Below are 14,314 nucleotides of genomic sequence, written 5' to 3' on the forward strand. Positions count from 1 at the left end.
GAGCACAGCCCGAGGAGCGTGAATTGCTTCTCGGGCTGTGCGTTTTCATATGGGTCAGGCCTTGCGGTTCTTTTCCAGCTTGGGCAGGAAAATCGTCAGCAAGCCGAGCAGCGGCAGATACGAGCAGATGGTGTAAACATACTCGATGCCCTTGTGATCGGCCACGATACCGAGGACGGCGGCTGCGATACCGGCCATGCCGAAAGCAAAGCCGAAGAACAGGCCCGACACCATGCCGACGCGTCCTGGCAGCAATTCCTGTGCGAACACCACGATTGCCGGGAAGGCCGAGGCGAGGATCAGGCCGATGATAACCGTCAGGATCGCCGTCATTTCCAGGTTCGCATAGGGCAGGGCCAGCGTGAACGGCAGGACGCCGAGGATCGATGCCCAGATCACCTTGCGCGCACCGATCTTGTCGCCGATCGGGCCACCTATGATCGTTCCCGCAGCTACCGCACCGAGGAACAGGAACAAGAGCAGCTGCGATGCCTGCACCGTCACGCCGAAATGGCTAATGGTGTAGAAGGTGTAGTAGCTCGTCAGGCTGGCCATGTAGATGTACTTGGTGAAGACCAGCATTGCCAGAACGCCAACGGACACCAGAACCTTGTTGCGTGGAAGCGGAAGGGTCTTGTCGGGCTTCGCCTTGCTGGCATTGGCAATCCGGTAGCGATTATACCAGTTGCTGACATACCAGAGCAGCATCATGCCGATCAGTGCGGCGACGGAGAACCACGACACGCTGATCTGGCCGAAAGGCAGAACGATGAACGCTGCCAGAAGCGGGCCAATCGACGAGCCGAAATTGCCGCCCACCTGAAACAGGGATTGCGCAAAGCCATGACGCCCGCCCGAGGCCAGACGCGCCACGCGAGCTGCTTCCGGATGGAAGACGGACGAGCCGAAACCAACAAAAGCCGCCCCCAGAAGCAAGATCGAATAGTGATGTGCCGTTGCCAGAAAGATCAGCCCGACAAGCGTACAGCCCATTCCGAAAGGCAGGGAATAAGGCATCGGCTTGCGGTCGGTATAGATACCCACGAGCGGCTGCAGGATCGATGCCGTCATCTGGAAAGTGAATGTCAGGAGGCCGATCTGCCAGAATGACAGGCTGTAGTTATCCTTCAGCATCGGATAGATGGCAGGAAGGAGCGACTGCATCATGTCGTTCAGGAAATGGCCCATGCTTGTGGCCAGAATAATAGCGAGGACAGTATTATCCGCGCCGCTGTTTGATGGCTGCTGTGCAGCACTCATGCTCATACTACTTCTCCGAAGATGAAAGCCGGTCTTCAGAGCCTGTTCCGAAAGTCGCCCTGTGTGGCTGCAAATGGCAATTTGTCTGCGTTCCGGTGCTCATGTAGCTTTCTCTGGTGCGTAGTCTTACCCGAAAAGTCTGCAACTTTTCGGGACCATGCTTAGAAGTACATTGCGCTCCGGTACTCGAAAATCACCATTTTCGCACACACATGACGCTTTTTGATCCAGGCTCTCAGGCATATTTCCTGCAGATACCATCCGAAAACAGGAAACAAGACCCTCAAGAAAATTACGGGGTGTTGATGAGGAACCAACGAAAATTCACGAATTTGACGTCTGAACCGGTACTTGTCCGATTCAAACGTCAAATTCATTCCGCCAGCGAATGTCGCGACCCATTCTCAGCAAGCCATTAATAGGACTATTGCCTCTCGCCCGCTTTCGTGATTTGGTCCAGTAGTTTCGAGAGTGGGCCAAACGCAGGGCAGAACTGCAATGAAACCAAAGTCTCCGCCGGGGCTTTTACTGCCGGGAAGCGAGGAGCTGCAGAAGTTCCACGAGCAGCGTATTGCCATGCTGGAGGGCATGAGCGGGCCAGTGATTGCCTTGCCGACACGCTATCCCGACGGCTATTTTGTGCCGCGCCACCGCCATAGCCGGGCACAACTTCTCTGCGCCTCACAAGGAGTGGTGCTGGTGACGACGGATGCTGGACGCTGGATGATTCCCAGTGACCACGCCATGTGGATACCGGCAGGTGTGGAGCATTCGGTTGAAATCCTCGGCGAAGTCTTCATGCGCTCGATTTACATCTGCGTCGATGCCGTCTCGGGTGTACCGGATTATCTCCACGTGGTCGGGCTTACCGATCTCATGCGGTGCCTCATAACGGATGCAACGACGCAGGACAGCACGCCGGAACCGGATAGTCGCGATGCTCTGGTAATCGAACTGATCCTGCGGGACCTTCACACATTGCCGCAACGCTCGCTGGGCCTGCCTTTTCCATCGGATCCGCGCTTGCAGAAACTGTGTCGTGAATTCGTGAAAAAGCCTTCTTCGCGCGCCACAATTGATGACTGGGCGGACAGGATGGCGATGAGCCGGCGCTCGTTCACCCGGCATTTCCAACGGGAGACTGGCGTAAGCCTTTCAGTCTGGCGCCAGCAGGCCTGTCTTTTTGCGGCAGTTCCCCGCCTGGCAGAAGGGGAGGCGGTGACGAGCGTGGCACTGGATCTGGGTTATGACAGCGTTTCCGCTTTCACGACGATGTTCCGCAGGATGCTCGGTGTTTCGCCGCGGTTTTATTTGCCTCGACTGGACACTGTTCCGTTTGAGCGCAGCGACAACGCCGCAGTTTTGTCCGAATAATAACAATTGTCTCCGCGATGGGAGAGCATTAATAGAAGCGCATGCTGTTTCAACGCCGTAATCCTCCGACCAGAAAAGAGCGCTTAAGGCTTCTGGTCTGGCCGCGCCGCTCCTTCTCCCGTTCCTTCCGGTACGGTGGCAAGCGGATTCTGCGCATCACTGCCTCGCCTCACGCTGTCGCAGCCGGTCTGGCCGTGGGCGTGTTTTCGGCGTTCACGCCTTTCTTTGGCTTCCATCTCATCATCGCAATCGTGCTGGCCTATTTCCTTGCCGGAAATATTGCCGCAGCGGCACTTGGCACGACGCTTGCCAATCCGCTGACCCTGCCATTCATCTGGGGCAGCACATTCGAGCTGGGCCGCTTCATCATGAATGGAAGCATCGACGATGCTCCGCCAGTTCATCTCGGGCGGGCGCTGGAAACCATGCATTTCGATGAAATCTGGACGCCGCTTTTGAAGCCGATGCTATTCGGCTCAACGATTCTGGGCGCAGCATTCGCTGTCGTGGTCTATTTCGTTACCCGGTTTGCCGTCTCGGCCTTCCGCCGTCGCCGTATCGAACGCCTTGCCGAAAAGCATCGCCTGCACCGCGAACAGGAGCTTCAGAAAGTATGATCGTCGGTATAGGCAGCGATCTCATCGATATTCGTCGTGTCGAAAGCGCGCTGGAACGACACGGCGATCGTTTTCGCAACAGGGTTTTTACCGAGGTCGAGCAGAAAAAATCGGACGGGCGCAAACAGCGTGCTGCATCTTATGCAAAGCGCTTTGCGGCTAAGGAAGCCTGTGCGAAGGCGCTTGGAACTGGCATAGCTCAGGGCGTTTTCTGGCGGGACATGGGCGTGGTCAATGCCCCTTCCGGAAAGCCCACCATGCATTTGACCGGTGGTGCGGCGAAGCAGCTGCAGAAACTCTTGCCCGCCGGAACACGCGCCGCCATACATCTGACAATTACCGATGATTTTCCTCTCGCGCAGGCGTTCGTTATCATCGAAGCCCTGCCTGAGTGTCTGAATCAAAATGCGTCAGGCCGTAGCGAAAATGGTGATTTTCGAGAACCGGAGCGCAGTGTACTTAAAAGTACATGAGCACCGGAAGCGCAGAAAAATGCCATTTGCAGCAAGGCATGGCGACTTTTGGATCAGGCACAGAGACGAAATAGTTGTGGTTGTGACAGGTAAACTCCTGCTCATAATCGTGCGATAAACCGGCGTTCTGCCGGTGGCCTGATTGCGTCATGCATTCATAGTCGTTATTAGATCGCGTTATCGGAAGCGGAGATACAATGAGCGTGTCCAGCAAGAGTGAGACAAAAAAATCCGGCGGCCTTGGCGAAACCATCAGCGTTATCGTGCAGGCGCTGCTGCTGGCACTGGTCATCCGCACCCTTCTTTTCCAGCCTTTCAGCATACCGTCGGGCTCCATGCGCCCCACGCTTCTCGAAGGCGATTATCTGTTCGTTTCAAAATATGCCTATGGTTATTCGCGCTATTCGCTGCCGTTCGGACTGGATTTGTTTTCAGGTCGCATCTGGAGTGCCGAACCGAAGCGCGGTGACGTGGTGGTGTTCAAACTGCCGAGCGATCCTTCCGTCGACTACATCAAGCGTGTAATCGGCCTGCCGGGTGATCGTGTGCAGATGCGCGGTGGTGTGCTTTATATCAATGATCAGGCGGTCAAGCGCGATCGCATCGGCACGATCAACAATCCCGATGTCACCGAACAGAACCGTCCCGTCGAAGTCTATCGTGAAACCTTGCCGGACGGCGTGACCTACGACACGCTTGATCTGTCGCCAAACTCCATCGGTGACGATACGCGTGTTTTCGAGGTTCCAGCCGGCCATTACTTCATGATGGGGGACAATCGTGACAACTCGCTCGATAGCCGTTTCGGCGTTGGCTATGTTCCGTTTGAGAATCTTGTCGGGCGCGCAAACATCATCTTCTTCTCGATCGCCGACAAGGCGAGCCCGCTGGAAATCTGGAAATGGCCGACTGATGTGCGCTTTGGCCGACTGTTCAGTTCAGTCAATGCCGCGCCGCATACAGCTGTAACCGGAAACTGAAATGGCTTCGGCAAATCAGGCAGCAGCAATCCTGGAGGAGCGCACCGGACACCGTTTTCTCAATTTGAAACGGCTGGATCGTGCGCTCACCCACTCAAGTGTGCAGGCGCCATCGCGCGCAAATTATGAACGTCTCGAATTTCTCGGTGACCGCGTTCTGGGACTGACCGTCGCGGAGATGCTGTTCGATGAGTTTCCGGACGCATCCGAAGGTGAACTGTCGGTTCGCCTCAATGCGCTGGTGAACGCAGAAACCTGTGCGGCGATTGCCGATGAGATCGGTCTCGCTAACCTCATCCATACCGGTTCCGATATCAAGTCGCTGAATGACAAGCGTCTTTTGAATGTCCGCGCCGATGTTGTCGAAGCACTGATCGCCACGATCTATCTCGATGGCGGACTGGAGGCCGTGCGGCCTTTCGTCAAGCGCTACTGGGAGAAGCGGTCTCTGCAAACGGGCGCTGCCCGCCGTGACGCCAAGACGGAATTGCAGGAATGGGCACACCAGCAGGGCAACGTCCATCCTTCATACGCCATCATAAGCCGCACCGGTCCGGACCATGATCCGCTGTTTGCGGTGGAGGTTACGGTCAAGGGCTTTGCTACGGAAACGGGTGAGGGGCGTTCCAAAAGAATAGCCGAACAGAATGCGGCGGAAGCGATGCTTTATCGCGAAGGCGTCTGGAAGCGTGACGATTCCGCTTGATGCAAGAGTTGGCGTTTTTTAAGTCGAGATCGGTTATAATCAGTCAATTACGATGTGTCGCTTTCGTCGGCGGTTTTGTCGTATCCGGAATGCCGTACGCAGGGGACGGCGGCGTTCTGCAAGGAAATATCGTCTGGAAGGATAAAAAATGAACAATCGGACGACGCCGGCTGACGGCGAAAACGAGGCAGGCCAGACCCGGTCCGGCTTCGTGGCGTTGATCGGGGCGCCGAATGCGGGGAAATCCACGCTGGTCAACCAGCTTGTGGGAACGAAGGTTTCTATCGTCACGCACAAGGTGCAGACGACGCGCGCTCTTGTGCGCGGCATATTCATCGAAGATCAGGCGCAGATCGTCCTGGTGGACACACCTGGTATTTTCCGGCCGAAGCGCAGGCTCGACCGTGCCATGGTCACCACGGCCTGGGGCGGTGCGAAGGATGCCGACATCATTCTCGTTCTTCTCGATTCGCAAGGCGGTTTGAACGAGAACGCCGAAGCGCTGCTTTCGAGCATGAAGGATGTGCGCCGGAAGAAGGTTCTGGTGCTCAACAAGGTTGATCGTGTCGATCCGCCGGTTTTGTTGGAGCTTGCCCGCAAGGCCAACGAGCTGGTCGCGTTCGACCAGACCTTCATGATCTCGGCGCTGAATGGATCGGGCTGCAAGGATCTTGCGAAATATCTCGCAGAGAACGTGCCGAACGGTCCTTGGTATTATCCGGAAGATCAGATTTCCGACATGCCGATGCGGCAGCTTGCAGCCGAAATCACACGCGAAAAGCTCTATCTGCGCCTGCATGAAGAACTGCCTTACTCGTCGACGGTGGAAACCGAACGCTGGGAAGAGCGCAAGGATGGATCAGTCCGCATCGAGCAGGTGATCTATGTCGAGCGCGAAAGCCAGAAGAAGATCGTGCTTGGCCACAAGGGTGAGACGATCAAGGCAATCGGGCAATCCGCGCGCAAGGAAATCTCCGAGATACTGGAACAGACGGTTCATCTCTTCCTTTTCGTGAAAGTGCGTGAGAACTGGGGCAACGACCCGGAACGCTATCGTGAAATGGGTCTTGATTTTCCAACCTAAATTATAAGACTGGCGGCCATGGAATGGCGCGATGAAGGCATAATTCTCGGGACACGACGCCATGGCGAGACAAGCGCCATCGTGGAAGTGATGACCCGTGAGCATGGTCGCCATATGGGTATGGTGCGCGGCGGGCGTTCCCGCCGCATGCAGCCTTTGCTACAGCCGGGCAATCATGTGGACGTGACATGGTGGGCGCGGCTGGACGAGCATATGGGCAGTTTTACCATCGAACCGCTGGAATTTGCCGCCGCCCGCCTCATCGAAACGCCGGTGGCGTTATACGGTATCCAACTGGCGGCTTCCCATTTGCGTCTCCTGCCGGAACGCGATCCGCATCGCGGCCTCTATGAGACATTGCGGCTTATCATCGAACATTTTGACGATCCGCTGGCCTCCGGCGAACTGGTGCTGCGTTTCGAAGTGATGATGCTTGAAGAGCTGGGCTTCGGCCTTGATCTCAAGAAATGCGCGGCAACAGGCGTCAAGGAAGACCTGATCTATGTGTCGCCGAAATCCGGGCGCGCGGTCTGCCGTGATGCGGGTGCGCCATGGGCTGACAAACTTCTGCTGCTACCCGGCTTCGTCAACAACACGGCTGTTCGCGCGTCGTCCTATGATGACATCGATCATGCGTTCACGATGACAGGCTATTTTCTGATGCGGCATGTTTGGGAGCCGCGTGCTGTAACACCGCCTGATGCGCGGGGTGGGTTTTTGAATGCTCTCGGGCGGGCAATCAGCCCTTAGATGCATTTGATCCTGTTCTCACAGGCAGGCTGAAAACCTCACCTTCGAAGGCATCCGCTCCGCGTCCGATTGCGCGTATGGCCGCAGTCATTCGTCCGTTTCGCCCCAGAACTTCGTCTGCGAGCGATATGAGCCGGATATTCGGCGTCGCAGATGGTGACAGGCTGCGAACAAGCGCGGCAAGCTCGCTTTCATCCAGCGCCGGGTTTAAAGCCGAAGCGATGATATAAGCCGCGGCCGTAGAACGAGAAATGCCAGCATAACAATGGATGAGCAAAGGCGCATCCATGGACCAGCTCTTCGCGAAGTTCAGAAGTCCCCGCACATGGGTTTCATCGGGGGCGACCAACCCCTCGCGCAATTCGATAATATCGTTGAATGTCAGCGACAGACGGACGGCATCGTAGCCATCAGGCAGAGCCGCCGGGGCCTCGCTTCCAAGCGTCACGACATGGCTGGGCTGGTGCGATGCGAGTTGTGTTGCCAGTTGCGACAAGGGCGTCACGACGATCCGGCTCATCGGGGGTGGCGTGCCTTGTCCAATGCCGCAAATCGCGCCAGGAAATCCATCTGCACGTCTTGTGTGGGGCGCGGTGCGATATCCAGCCCTGCGGGGTCGAAGCCACGCGGGCGCCCGAAATATTTAACGGCCTCGGTCTCGGTGAAACCGGCAAGTCGCGTGGCTTCAAAGAAAGCGGCAACCTGATCCGCGCGCTTGATCAGCGTCTTGAGCTGCGCAGGCACAGTTACCGGCAGCGAGAAGCGCAGGTGAATTGCGTTTTCCAGCCGCGTTTCGATTATCTTGTAATTGCCACCCATCACCGCCTTGAAGGGCGAGATCATGTCACCGATCACATATTCCGGTGCGTCGTGCAGGAGTGACAATAGCTGCCATTCAATGCTGGCATCGGGCACCAGCCGGTTGAATATCTGATCCACGAGCAGCGAATGCTGTGCGACCGAAAAAGCATGTTCACCAACAGTCTGACCGTTCCAGCGTGCAACACGGGCAAGGCCGTGAGCAATATCTTCGATTTCAATATCGAGCGGCGAGGGGTCAAGCAGGTCGAGACGGCGTCCCGACAACATGCGTTGCCAGGCACGTGTCTTGCCGGAAGATCGGTCGGCGCTTGCCATCAGGCGTTGCCCGCTTCAGCTTCCGGAAACCCGAACCGCACGTGAGGCGGCAAGGTGAGTGTTATGGGCGCTTCGCCAGCCAGAATCGGACTACCCGCATCTATCGCATCCTTGGCGCGATCGATGCGCACAAGCGCGATGCCGATAGTGTCAGCGGAGCTTCCTGTCGTGCCGATCTCGCGCCCATAAACGGTAATAGGCGTACCCATCGGAGGCAGATTTCCATCGGAGTGTGCCACCAGAACGCGCCGCCGAGCCGTACCGCGATGCTGCATGCGCGACACGACTTCCTGCCCGATGAAACAGCCTTTCGGGAAGGAAACGCCGCCGGTCTGGTCGAAATTGACGTCATGCGGGAAGACGTCATTATAAGCGAAATCCGTTTCGCCTTCCGCTATGCCATACTCTGCGCGCAGCTTTGTCCATGCGCTTTCATCGGTCGTGCCATCGGCCGGACCGTAAATCCGGTGTACGTTCAGCTCGGTCGGAAAGCGGCTGTCCCGCTTGATTGAATCATTCTGTGAAGGATGTGATTCAGTTTGCCAGGAAACACTGACAAGCGATTCTGGTAGTTGCGTTATTTCGGCTTTTGCACGCAGCCTGTAGAGGGTGATACGCTTGATGAAATCGGCGGCAATGCTTGCCGGGAGATCGAAACGCAAGCCGCCATCAATGCGTGAAACGAGAAAATCGAACAGGATTTTCCCTTGCGGAGCGAGCAATGCTCCCGGTTTCAGGTTGTCCGGTCCAAGCTTGTCGAGGTCGGTGGTAATCACAGCCTGCAGAAATTTTTCCGCCTCTTCGCCAGTGATATGAACCAAAGCCCTGTTTGAAAGATTTACCACTTCAACTGCCGTCGTCATCGCTTCGTCCTTGCCTTTCGCGCCTTCGTTACGTAAGCCCCAATGGAAAGGCTCGCAAGTCCTATCAATCTGGCAGGAGACAACTATGGCCGAAACATTCGATACGATTTTGAAGGGTGCAACCATCGTCAATCACGACGGTATAGGCCAACGCGACGTCGGTATTCGCAATGGTCGCATCGCTGCCATAGGCTCTCTTTCCACACATACCGCAGGTGAGGTGATCGACTGCACCGGTCTGCATATTCTGCCCGGCGTGGTGGATAGCCAGGTCCATTTCCGCGAACCTGGCCTTGAACACAAGGAAGATCTCGAAACCGGTTCACTCGCAGCCGTGCTGGGTGGGGTGACCTCCGTGTTCGAGATGCCGAACACCAAGCCGCTCACCACTTCCGCCGAGACGCTGGAAGACAAGATTCGTCGTGGCCGCCATCGCATGCACTGCGATTTCGCTTTCTGGGTTGGTGGTACGCGCGACAATGCAAACGACGTTGCTGAACTGGAACGCCTGCCGGGCGCTGCTGGCATCAAGGTTTTCATGGGATCGTCCACCGGCGATCTGCTTGTTGAAGACGATGATGGCGTTCGTTCGATCCTGAAGAACACGCGCCGTCGCGCGGCCTTCCACTCTGAAGACGAGTTCCGGTTGAAGGAACGCGAAGGCCTGCGCGTGCAGGGTGATCCGTCGAGCCATCCGGTCTGGCGCGACGAAGTTGCAGCGCTTCAATGCACGGAACGGCTTGTGCGCATCGCTCGCGATACTGGCGCCCGCATTCACGTACTGCATATCTCCACAGCCGAAGAAATCGACTTCCTGAAAGATCACAAGGATGTCGCGACGTGCGAAGCAACGCCGCATCATCTCACCTTGTCGGCAGACGATTACAAGACACTCGTCAATCTCATCCAGATGAATCCGCCTGTCCGTGACAAGCGTCACCGCGATGGCGTATGGAAGGGCATCGATCAGGGTATTGTCGATGTGCTCGGTTCTGACCACGCTCCGCATACACTCGAAGAAAAGCAGAAGCCTTATCCGGCTTCCCCGTCCGGCATGACAGGCGTGCAGACACTGGTGCCGATCATGCTTGATCACATCAACGCTGGCAGGCTCACGCTGGAGCGCTTCGTCGATCTTTCCAGCCACGGCCCGAACCGTATTTTTGGCATGGCGCGCAAGGGTCGTATTGCAGTCGGCTACGATGCCGACCTGACCATCGTGGACATGAAGCGCCGCGAAACGATCACGCATGAGCAGGCAGGTTCGAAGGCTGGCTGGACGCCCTATCATGGCAAGACTGTTACCGGATGGCCGATTGGCACTTTCGTGCGCGGCATAAAGGTGATGTGGGAAGCGGAGATCGTCAACGCCAACATGGGCGAGCCGGTGGAATTCCTCGAGGCATTGCCGCATCGCTGAAGGTCGTCTCATGTTCGTTGTCAACCTGACCTACATCAAGCCTCTTGAGGAGATCGGGAGGCATCTCGAAGCGCATCGGGAATTTCTGGACCGGCAATATGCGGATGGCGTTTTCCTGGCTTCCGGGCCGAAAAACCCACGAAACGGCGGCGTGATCCTCGCAAGCGGTAAGGTCAGCAAGAGCGAGCTGGACGCGATACTGAGGCTTGACCCTTTCAGGCAACACGGACTGGCAACCTATGACGTCGTCGAGTTTACGCCAGCAAAGTATGCGCCTCCTCTTGGTGATCTTCTTTAAGGTAAGGAGCTGGTAACGTATTGGCGTGATCTGTCCGCTCTTTGTCCGTCAGGTGGCTTTTGATCCAAGTTGCAAGGCGTAGTCTCTCCCTATAGTCTTTTTATAGGGAGAACAAAAAATGTCCGCTCAAGATACTGCTTTGCTGGTTATCGACGCTCAGGAGTCATTCCGCCACCGGCCTTACTACCGGGACGAAGAGGTTAGCGCCTATATTGAACGCCAGCAGGCACTGATCGATGGCGCCAAGCGTGCCGGTATTCCGGTGGTGCAGATTTTCCATGTCGAGAATGAAGGCCCATTCTCGGAAGCATCGGGTCTGGTGAAGGCGATTTCGCCGCTGTCGATTGAACCCGACGCGGTTTTCCGCAAGCGCCGCCACAGCGCGCTGGTTGGAAGCGGGCTTGATGTGTGGCTGGTTGCCAATGGTATCCGCCGTGTGCTGGTTTCGGGTATCCGCACAGAGCAATGCTGCGAGACGACAACACGGCAGGCATCGGATTTTGGATATCACGTCGATTTCGTCAGTGAAGCGACATTGACCTTTCCCATGACTGACGCAAGCGGCCATGAGTGGAGCGCTGCGGACATCAAGGCTCGCACGGAGCTTGTTCTGGTCAATCGCTTTGCTCGTATCGTAACTGTGGAACAGGCGCTCGCCACGTCCGGAGAACGGAAGGCAGCATGAGTGACCAAGAGGACATTGTCCGGGTAGTTCCTGTTTATGTCGTAATCCCGCCGCGTGTGCTTCTGCTCGACGTGGCGGGACCGCTTGAGGTTTTGCGCAAGGCAAATCTTGAACAGCATAACGTACGGTTCGACGTTTGTTATATCGGGCCAGCATCGACCGTGCTTAGTTCCATCGGTCTGCCAGTGGCGGGGGTGGAGCCTTTGCCAGAAGCCTTGCCAGATGACGCACTGGTCATTGTTTCGGGTGCTGCCGATATTCCGCTCGGAAACGCGGAGATCCACCGATCCGCTGATGCGGCGCTGGAAAAGGAAATCGTTCTATGGCTTCGCCGGGCAGTTCGCCCCGGTGTGCGGCTGGTGACGATCTGTTCCGGTGCGCTGCTCGCAGCGCGCGCGGGATTACTCGACGGCTATTCCTGCACCACGCACCATCTAACGCTTGGTGAACTCGAACGGCTGGCGCCTGCCGCACGCGTGCATGAGAACAGGCTGTTCGTTGAAGACGGCGAGCGGTTAACGAGCGCGGGCATCACCGCAGGCATCGATCTGATGCTGCACATCGTGGCGGGGCTGACCGATCACGCCACGGCGCTGGCGGTTGCGCGTTATCTGGTCGTTTATTTGCGGCGCAGCGGCAATGACCCGCAGCTATCGCCCTGGCTTGAGGGGCGAAACCATATGAATCCGGTTGTGCATCGCGCACAGGATGCCATCGCGCACGATCCGGCGGCGGAATGGTCGGTGGAACGACTGGCGGATATTGGCGGTGCGAGTCCGCGCAACTTCTCGCGTCTGTTCAATGAATATGCCGGAATGACGGTGACCGACTATGTCAATCGTCTCAAGATCAGCCTTGCGCGCGAGATGCTTTTGAATTCCGAGCTCGATATCGAGAATGTAGCGGCGCAAGCGGGTTTTGCTTCCGCACGGCAGTTTCGCCGGGTCTGGCAACGCATCTACAACGAGCCGCCGAGCCGGGTACGTTTCGGGGTCTGACTATTCACCCGCAGTGAAAAAGCGCCAGCTACCGTCCGGCCCGATACCGATACTGTAGAAGATATAGCCGCCTGCTTTCTTCATATCCTCGAAATCACCGGCGGTGACGATTTCGAAAAGCTCCACGATCTGCGGCGGCGTCAGTCTGTCGAGGGGCATGGCGTAGAAATAGGGCCAGACATAAACCTCGTCGTCCTTGCCTGCATTCAGATGCACATAGCCGGTATCCAGTAGATCGACGATGATTGCCAGAACTTCACGGCCTGCTTCGTCGCCCGACAGCGATTTGAGGAAATCGATAACGTCTTCCTCATGGTCCTCAAGCGAGAGCTGGGTGGCCTTGTCCTCGACGCCGAGGAGCGGTCGCAATTGCTCAATGTCGCCGGAGCGGGCAGCTTCCAGCATGCGCTCACGCGTCAGCCTCACAGGCTCGGGCAGCTTGTCGAAATCGCGGTGGATTTCCGGCATGGGCTTGGAGGATGCAGCCGGGGCAGGTGCGTTGTCCGGCGACACTCTTGGCACCGCGCGAGGAAGCGCGCCAGGCAGGGGAATAGGGGAAGAGCTGTCGCTTTCATCCGTCACTGCACTGCCGCCGGGGCGTTGCAGGAAGTCCGACTGGTCCGCCAGCGCGAGGTCAAAAGAGCTTGCCGCAGCTGCGGGCAAGGTAATGCCGCAGGCAAGGATTATCCCGGCCAATAAAATTCGAAGCGAGGCGGAGTTCCTGATCGGGAATGACATTTGGCGCAAGGAGAGGGACGCCGGGAGGGAACTGCTACGCCGGTCTGGTCCCGCGACCGGCGTTCTATCGATGCTATTGAAGAATGCGCTGCGGCAGGAAGGTTCCCGCTACAATCTGTTCGCGCATTTTCTCAATCAGCTCCAGCGCACAATCGTCGCCCGCTTCACGGATCAGTTCAGTAAGCGCGGTCGTAAAGGCTGCTTCGGCAAGGATTTCCGGTTCGATACCTTCAGAGATACCGTCTGCCCAGGCCTCGTTGTGATATTCGATTGCGACGAGTTTCTTCTCGCGCGCAATCATTTCGTCCAGATCGGCCGGTGCATGTTCCATAGACTTCATCCTGGCTTTCGCCTTTCTGTTGCACTGTCGGTGTCTCACCGTTTCGCGGGAGCTCAACCATCTGGCAACGTGACTGCCTTCTTAAGACAGTGTTAACAGATTATCACGGATTTGAACGAACTAATCCTGTCAATCCGCACAAGAGTGAATGATTGGTTAATTTCCATAGCGCGAGATGATCTCGTTCGACAAGTCCTCGCCTTCTTTCATGTAGCGATCAATCGCCGCAAGCGCCGAAGGGGTGCAACGGGTATAATTGTCGCTGAACACGCGATACCCGTGGTTGAAGCTCGAAATGAGCCGCACCCGTTCGGCTTCGGAAGGCTTTTCCGCCGTCACAATCGCATCCATCCGATCGCGCCATTCGCTGCCAGCTTCGCCACACAGATTGCGCAGATAGTGAAGCGAGCCGAGAATTTCGGCGAGCCGCAACATCTTCCCTTCATAGGGCGCGTCCTGAGCGGAAGCCGGACATGCCGCCCCGACCCATAAAGCGATCGAGAAGCAGATAGCCGGTCGAAAAAACGGAATGCTTTTCAATCGAAAACCTCTCACCTGAAAATGAGCTATTGCTATAAATCGGGGCCTCTT

At 56.7% G+C, this 14,314-nt stretch carries 17 protein-coding genes and 1 pseudogene; 11 read left to right on the forward strand and 7 right to left on the reverse strand.

The window, feature by feature from the left end; all coding sequences use genetic code 11:
- Positions 1-54 precede the first annotated feature (54 nt).
- On the reverse strand, positions 55-1,266 hold the full coding sequence (locus CES86_RS16020) for an MFS transporter (protein WP_010661635.1): 1,212 nt from the start codon (positions 1,264-1,266) through the stop codon (positions 55-57).
- A 522-nt stretch (positions 1,267-1,788) separates the two neighbouring features.
- On the opposite strand from CES86_RS16020, the gene CES86_RS16030 reads away from it, so the two are divergent.
- From CES86_RS16030 to recO, 7 genes and pseudogenes are all read left to right on the forward strand, one after another.
- Positions 1,789-2,634, forward strand: a complete 846-nt coding sequence (locus tag CES86_RS16030; RefSeq protein ID WP_192798615.1) for an AraC family transcriptional regulator — start codon at positions 1,789-1,791, stop codon at positions 2,632-2,634.
- A 41-nt stretch (positions 2,635-2,675) separates the two neighbouring features.
- Positions 2,676-3,251 carry a type IV secretion system effector BspA gene (bspA, locus tag CES86_RS16035; protein ID WP_029925252.1) on the forward strand — a complete coding sequence of 192 codons (576 nt, stop codon included), beginning with the start codon at positions 2,676-2,678 and terminating at the stop codon, positions 3,249-3,251.
- Positions 3,248-3,640 (forward strand): annotated as a pseudogene (gene acpS / locus CES86_RS16040) (holo-ACP synthase); the annotation flags it as partial. The gene bspA and the pseudogene acpS, both read left to right, overlap by 4 nt.
- A gap of 281 nt (positions 3,641-3,921) precedes the next feature.
- Positions 3,922-4,704 (forward strand): signal peptidase I, encoded by a 783-nt coding sequence (gene lepB, locus CES86_RS16045; protein ID WP_010661640.1) that lies wholly within the window; start codon positions 3,922-3,924, stop codon positions 4,702-4,704.
- A gap of 1 nt (position 4,705) precedes the next feature.
- Complete coding sequence (gene rnc / locus CES86_RS16050) at positions 4,706-5,410, forward strand: ribonuclease III (RefSeq protein ID WP_010661641.1); 705 nt, start codon at positions 4,706-4,708, stop codon at positions 5,408-5,410.
- 148 nt (positions 5,411-5,558) lie between these two features.
- Complete coding sequence (gene era / locus CES86_RS16055; RefSeq protein WP_012092413.1) at positions 5,559-6,494, forward strand: GTPase Era; 936 nt, start codon at positions 5,559-5,561, stop codon at positions 6,492-6,494.
- An 18-nt stretch (positions 6,495-6,512) separates the two neighbouring features.
- Positions 6,513-7,244 (forward strand): DNA repair protein RecO, encoded by a 732-nt coding sequence (gene recO / locus CES86_RS16060; RefSeq protein ID WP_012092412.1) that lies wholly within the window; start codon positions 6,513-6,515, stop codon positions 7,242-7,244.
- Here the strand turns inward: recO and CES86_RS16065 are convergent.
- From CES86_RS16065 to ygfZ, 3 genes are read right to left on the reverse strand one after another with little or no spacing between them, the layout of a single operon-like run.
- The gene (locus tag CES86_RS16065; protein WP_094514892.1) at positions 7,234-7,764 is read right to left on the reverse strand and encodes a tyrosine phosphatase family protein; all 531 of its coding nucleotides are present in this window, start codon (positions 7,762-7,764) and stop codon (positions 7,234-7,236) included. The genes recO and CES86_RS16065 overlap by 11 nt on opposite strands.
- Positions 7,761-8,381, reverse strand: a complete 621-nt coding sequence (locus CES86_RS16070) for a YfbR-like 5'-deoxynucleotidase (protein WP_094514893.1) — start codon at positions 8,379-8,381, stop codon at positions 7,761-7,763. The genes CES86_RS16065 and CES86_RS16070 overlap by 4 nt, the downstream gene beginning before the upstream one ends.
- Complete coding sequence (gene ygfZ, locus CES86_RS16075; RefSeq protein WP_235819929.1) at positions 8,381-9,244, reverse strand: CAF17-like 4Fe-4S cluster assembly/insertion protein YgfZ; 864 nt, start codon at positions 9,242-9,244, stop codon at positions 8,381-8,383. The genes CES86_RS16070 and ygfZ overlap by 1 nt, the downstream gene beginning before the upstream one ends.
- Positions 9,245-9,329: 85 nt before the next feature.
- Here ygfZ and CES86_RS16080 point away from each other — a divergent pair, with 85 nt between their 5' ends.
- The 4 genes from CES86_RS16080 (at position 9,330) to CES86_RS16095 (ending at position 12,645) form a co-directional block, all read left to right on the forward strand.
- A complete protein-coding gene (locus tag CES86_RS16080; protein WP_094514894.1) occupies positions 9,330-10,664 on the forward strand; it encodes a dihydroorotase in 1,335 nt (444 codons plus the stop codon).
- A gap of 10 nt (positions 10,665-10,674) precedes the next feature.
- Positions 10,675-10,962, forward strand: a complete 288-nt coding sequence (locus tag CES86_RS16085) for a YciI family protein (RefSeq protein WP_094514895.1) — start codon at positions 10,675-10,677, stop codon at positions 10,960-10,962.
- Positions 10,963-11,080: 118 nt separating this feature from the next.
- Positions 11,081-11,647: an isochorismatase family protein gene (locus CES86_RS16090; RefSeq protein WP_012092406.1), complete on the forward strand. Its 567-nt coding sequence runs from the start codon at positions 11,081-11,083 to the stop codon at positions 11,645-11,647.
- Complete coding sequence (locus CES86_RS16095; protein ID WP_094514897.1) at positions 11,644-12,645, forward strand: GlxA family transcriptional regulator; 1,002 nt, start codon at positions 11,644-11,646, stop codon at positions 12,643-12,645. Before CES86_RS16090 ends, CES86_RS16095 begins: the two co-directional genes overlap by 4 nt.
- On the opposite strand, the gene CES86_RS16100 is transcribed toward CES86_RS16095, so the two are convergent.
- The 3 genes from CES86_RS16100 to CES86_RS16110 all read right to left on the reverse strand — a co-directional run bounded on the left by CES86_RS16100 (position 12,646) and on the right by CES86_RS16110 (position 14,254).
- Complete coding sequence (locus CES86_RS16100) at positions 12,646-13,383, reverse strand: hypothetical protein (RefSeq protein WP_029376310.1); 738 nt, start codon at positions 13,381-13,383, stop codon at positions 12,646-12,648.
- Between the two features lie 73 nt (positions 13,384-13,456).
- On the reverse strand, positions 13,457-13,723 hold the full coding sequence (locus tag CES86_RS16105) for a hypothetical protein (protein ID WP_010661652.1): 267 nt from the start codon (positions 13,721-13,723) through the stop codon (positions 13,457-13,459).
- 156 nt (positions 13,724-13,879) lie between these two features.
- A complete protein-coding gene (locus tag CES86_RS16110) occupies positions 13,880-14,254 on the reverse strand; it encodes a TIGR02301 family protein (protein WP_373418758.1) in 375 nt (124 codons plus the stop codon).
- Positions 14,255-14,314: the final 60 nt, after the last annotated feature.

Origin of the sequence: Brucella lupini, assembly GCF_002252535.1 — a bacterium.
GTDB classification, from domain to species: Bacteria; Pseudomonadota; Alphaproteobacteria; order Rhizobiales; family Rhizobiaceae; genus Brucella; species Brucella anthropi.

What these genes read in the sequence shown, in the direction of transcription:
- CES86_RS16020 (WP_010661635.1), bottom strand. Translation starts at nt 1,266, where the DNA reads ATGAGCATGAGTGCTGCACAGCAGCCATCAAACAGCGGCGCGGATAAT.
- bspA (WP_029925252.1), top strand. Translation starts at nt 2,676, where the DNA reads ATGCTGTTTCAACGCCGTAATCCTCCGACCAGAAAAGAGCGCTTAAGG.
- lepB (WP_010661640.1), top strand. Translation starts at nt 3,922, where the DNA reads ATGAGCGTGTCCAGCAAGAGTGAGACAAAAAAATCCGGCGGCCTTGGC.
- rnc (WP_010661641.1), top strand. Translation starts at nt 4,706, where the DNA reads ATGGCTTCGGCAAATCAGGCAGCAGCAATCCTGGAGGAGCGCACCGGA.
- era (WP_012092413.1), top strand. Translation starts at nt 5,559, where the DNA reads ATGAACAATCGGACGACGCCGGCTGACGGCGAAAACGAGGCAGGCCAG.
- recO (WP_012092412.1), top strand. Translation starts at nt 6,513, where the DNA reads ATGGAATGGCGCGATGAAGGCATAATTCTCGGGACACGACGCCATGGC.
- CES86_RS16065 (WP_094514892.1), bottom strand. Translation starts at nt 7,764, where the DNA reads ATGAGCCGGATCGTCGTGACGCCCTTGTCGCAACTGGCAACACAACTC.
- CES86_RS16070 (WP_094514893.1), bottom strand. Translation starts at nt 8,381, where the DNA reads ATGGCAAGCGCCGACCGATCTTCCGGCAAGACACGTGCCTGGCAACGC.
- ygfZ (WP_235819929.1), bottom strand. Translation starts at nt 9,244, where the DNA reads ATGACGACGGCAGTTGAAGTGGTAAATCTTTCAAACAGGGCTTTGGTT.
- CES86_RS16080 (WP_094514894.1), top strand. Translation starts at nt 9,330, where the DNA reads ATGGCCGAAACATTCGATACGATTTTGAAGGGTGCAACCATCGTCAAT.
- CES86_RS16085 (WP_094514895.1), top strand. Translation starts at nt 10,675, where the DNA reads ATGTTCGTTGTCAACCTGACCTACATCAAGCCTCTTGAGGAGATCGGG.
- CES86_RS16090 (WP_012092406.1), top strand. Translation starts at nt 11,081, where the DNA reads ATGTCCGCTCAAGATACTGCTTTGCTGGTTATCGACGCTCAGGAGTCA.
- CES86_RS16095 (WP_094514897.1), top strand. Translation starts at nt 11,644, where the DNA reads ATGAGTGACCAAGAGGACATTGTCCGGGTAGTTCCTGTTTATGTCGTA.
- CES86_RS16100 (WP_029376310.1), bottom strand. Translation starts at nt 13,383, where the DNA reads ATGTCATTCCCGATCAGGAACTCCGCCTCGCTTCGAATTTTATTGGCC.
- CES86_RS16105 (WP_010661652.1), bottom strand. Translation starts at nt 13,723, where the DNA reads ATGAAGTCTATGGAACATGCACCGGCCGATCTGGACGAAATGATTGCG.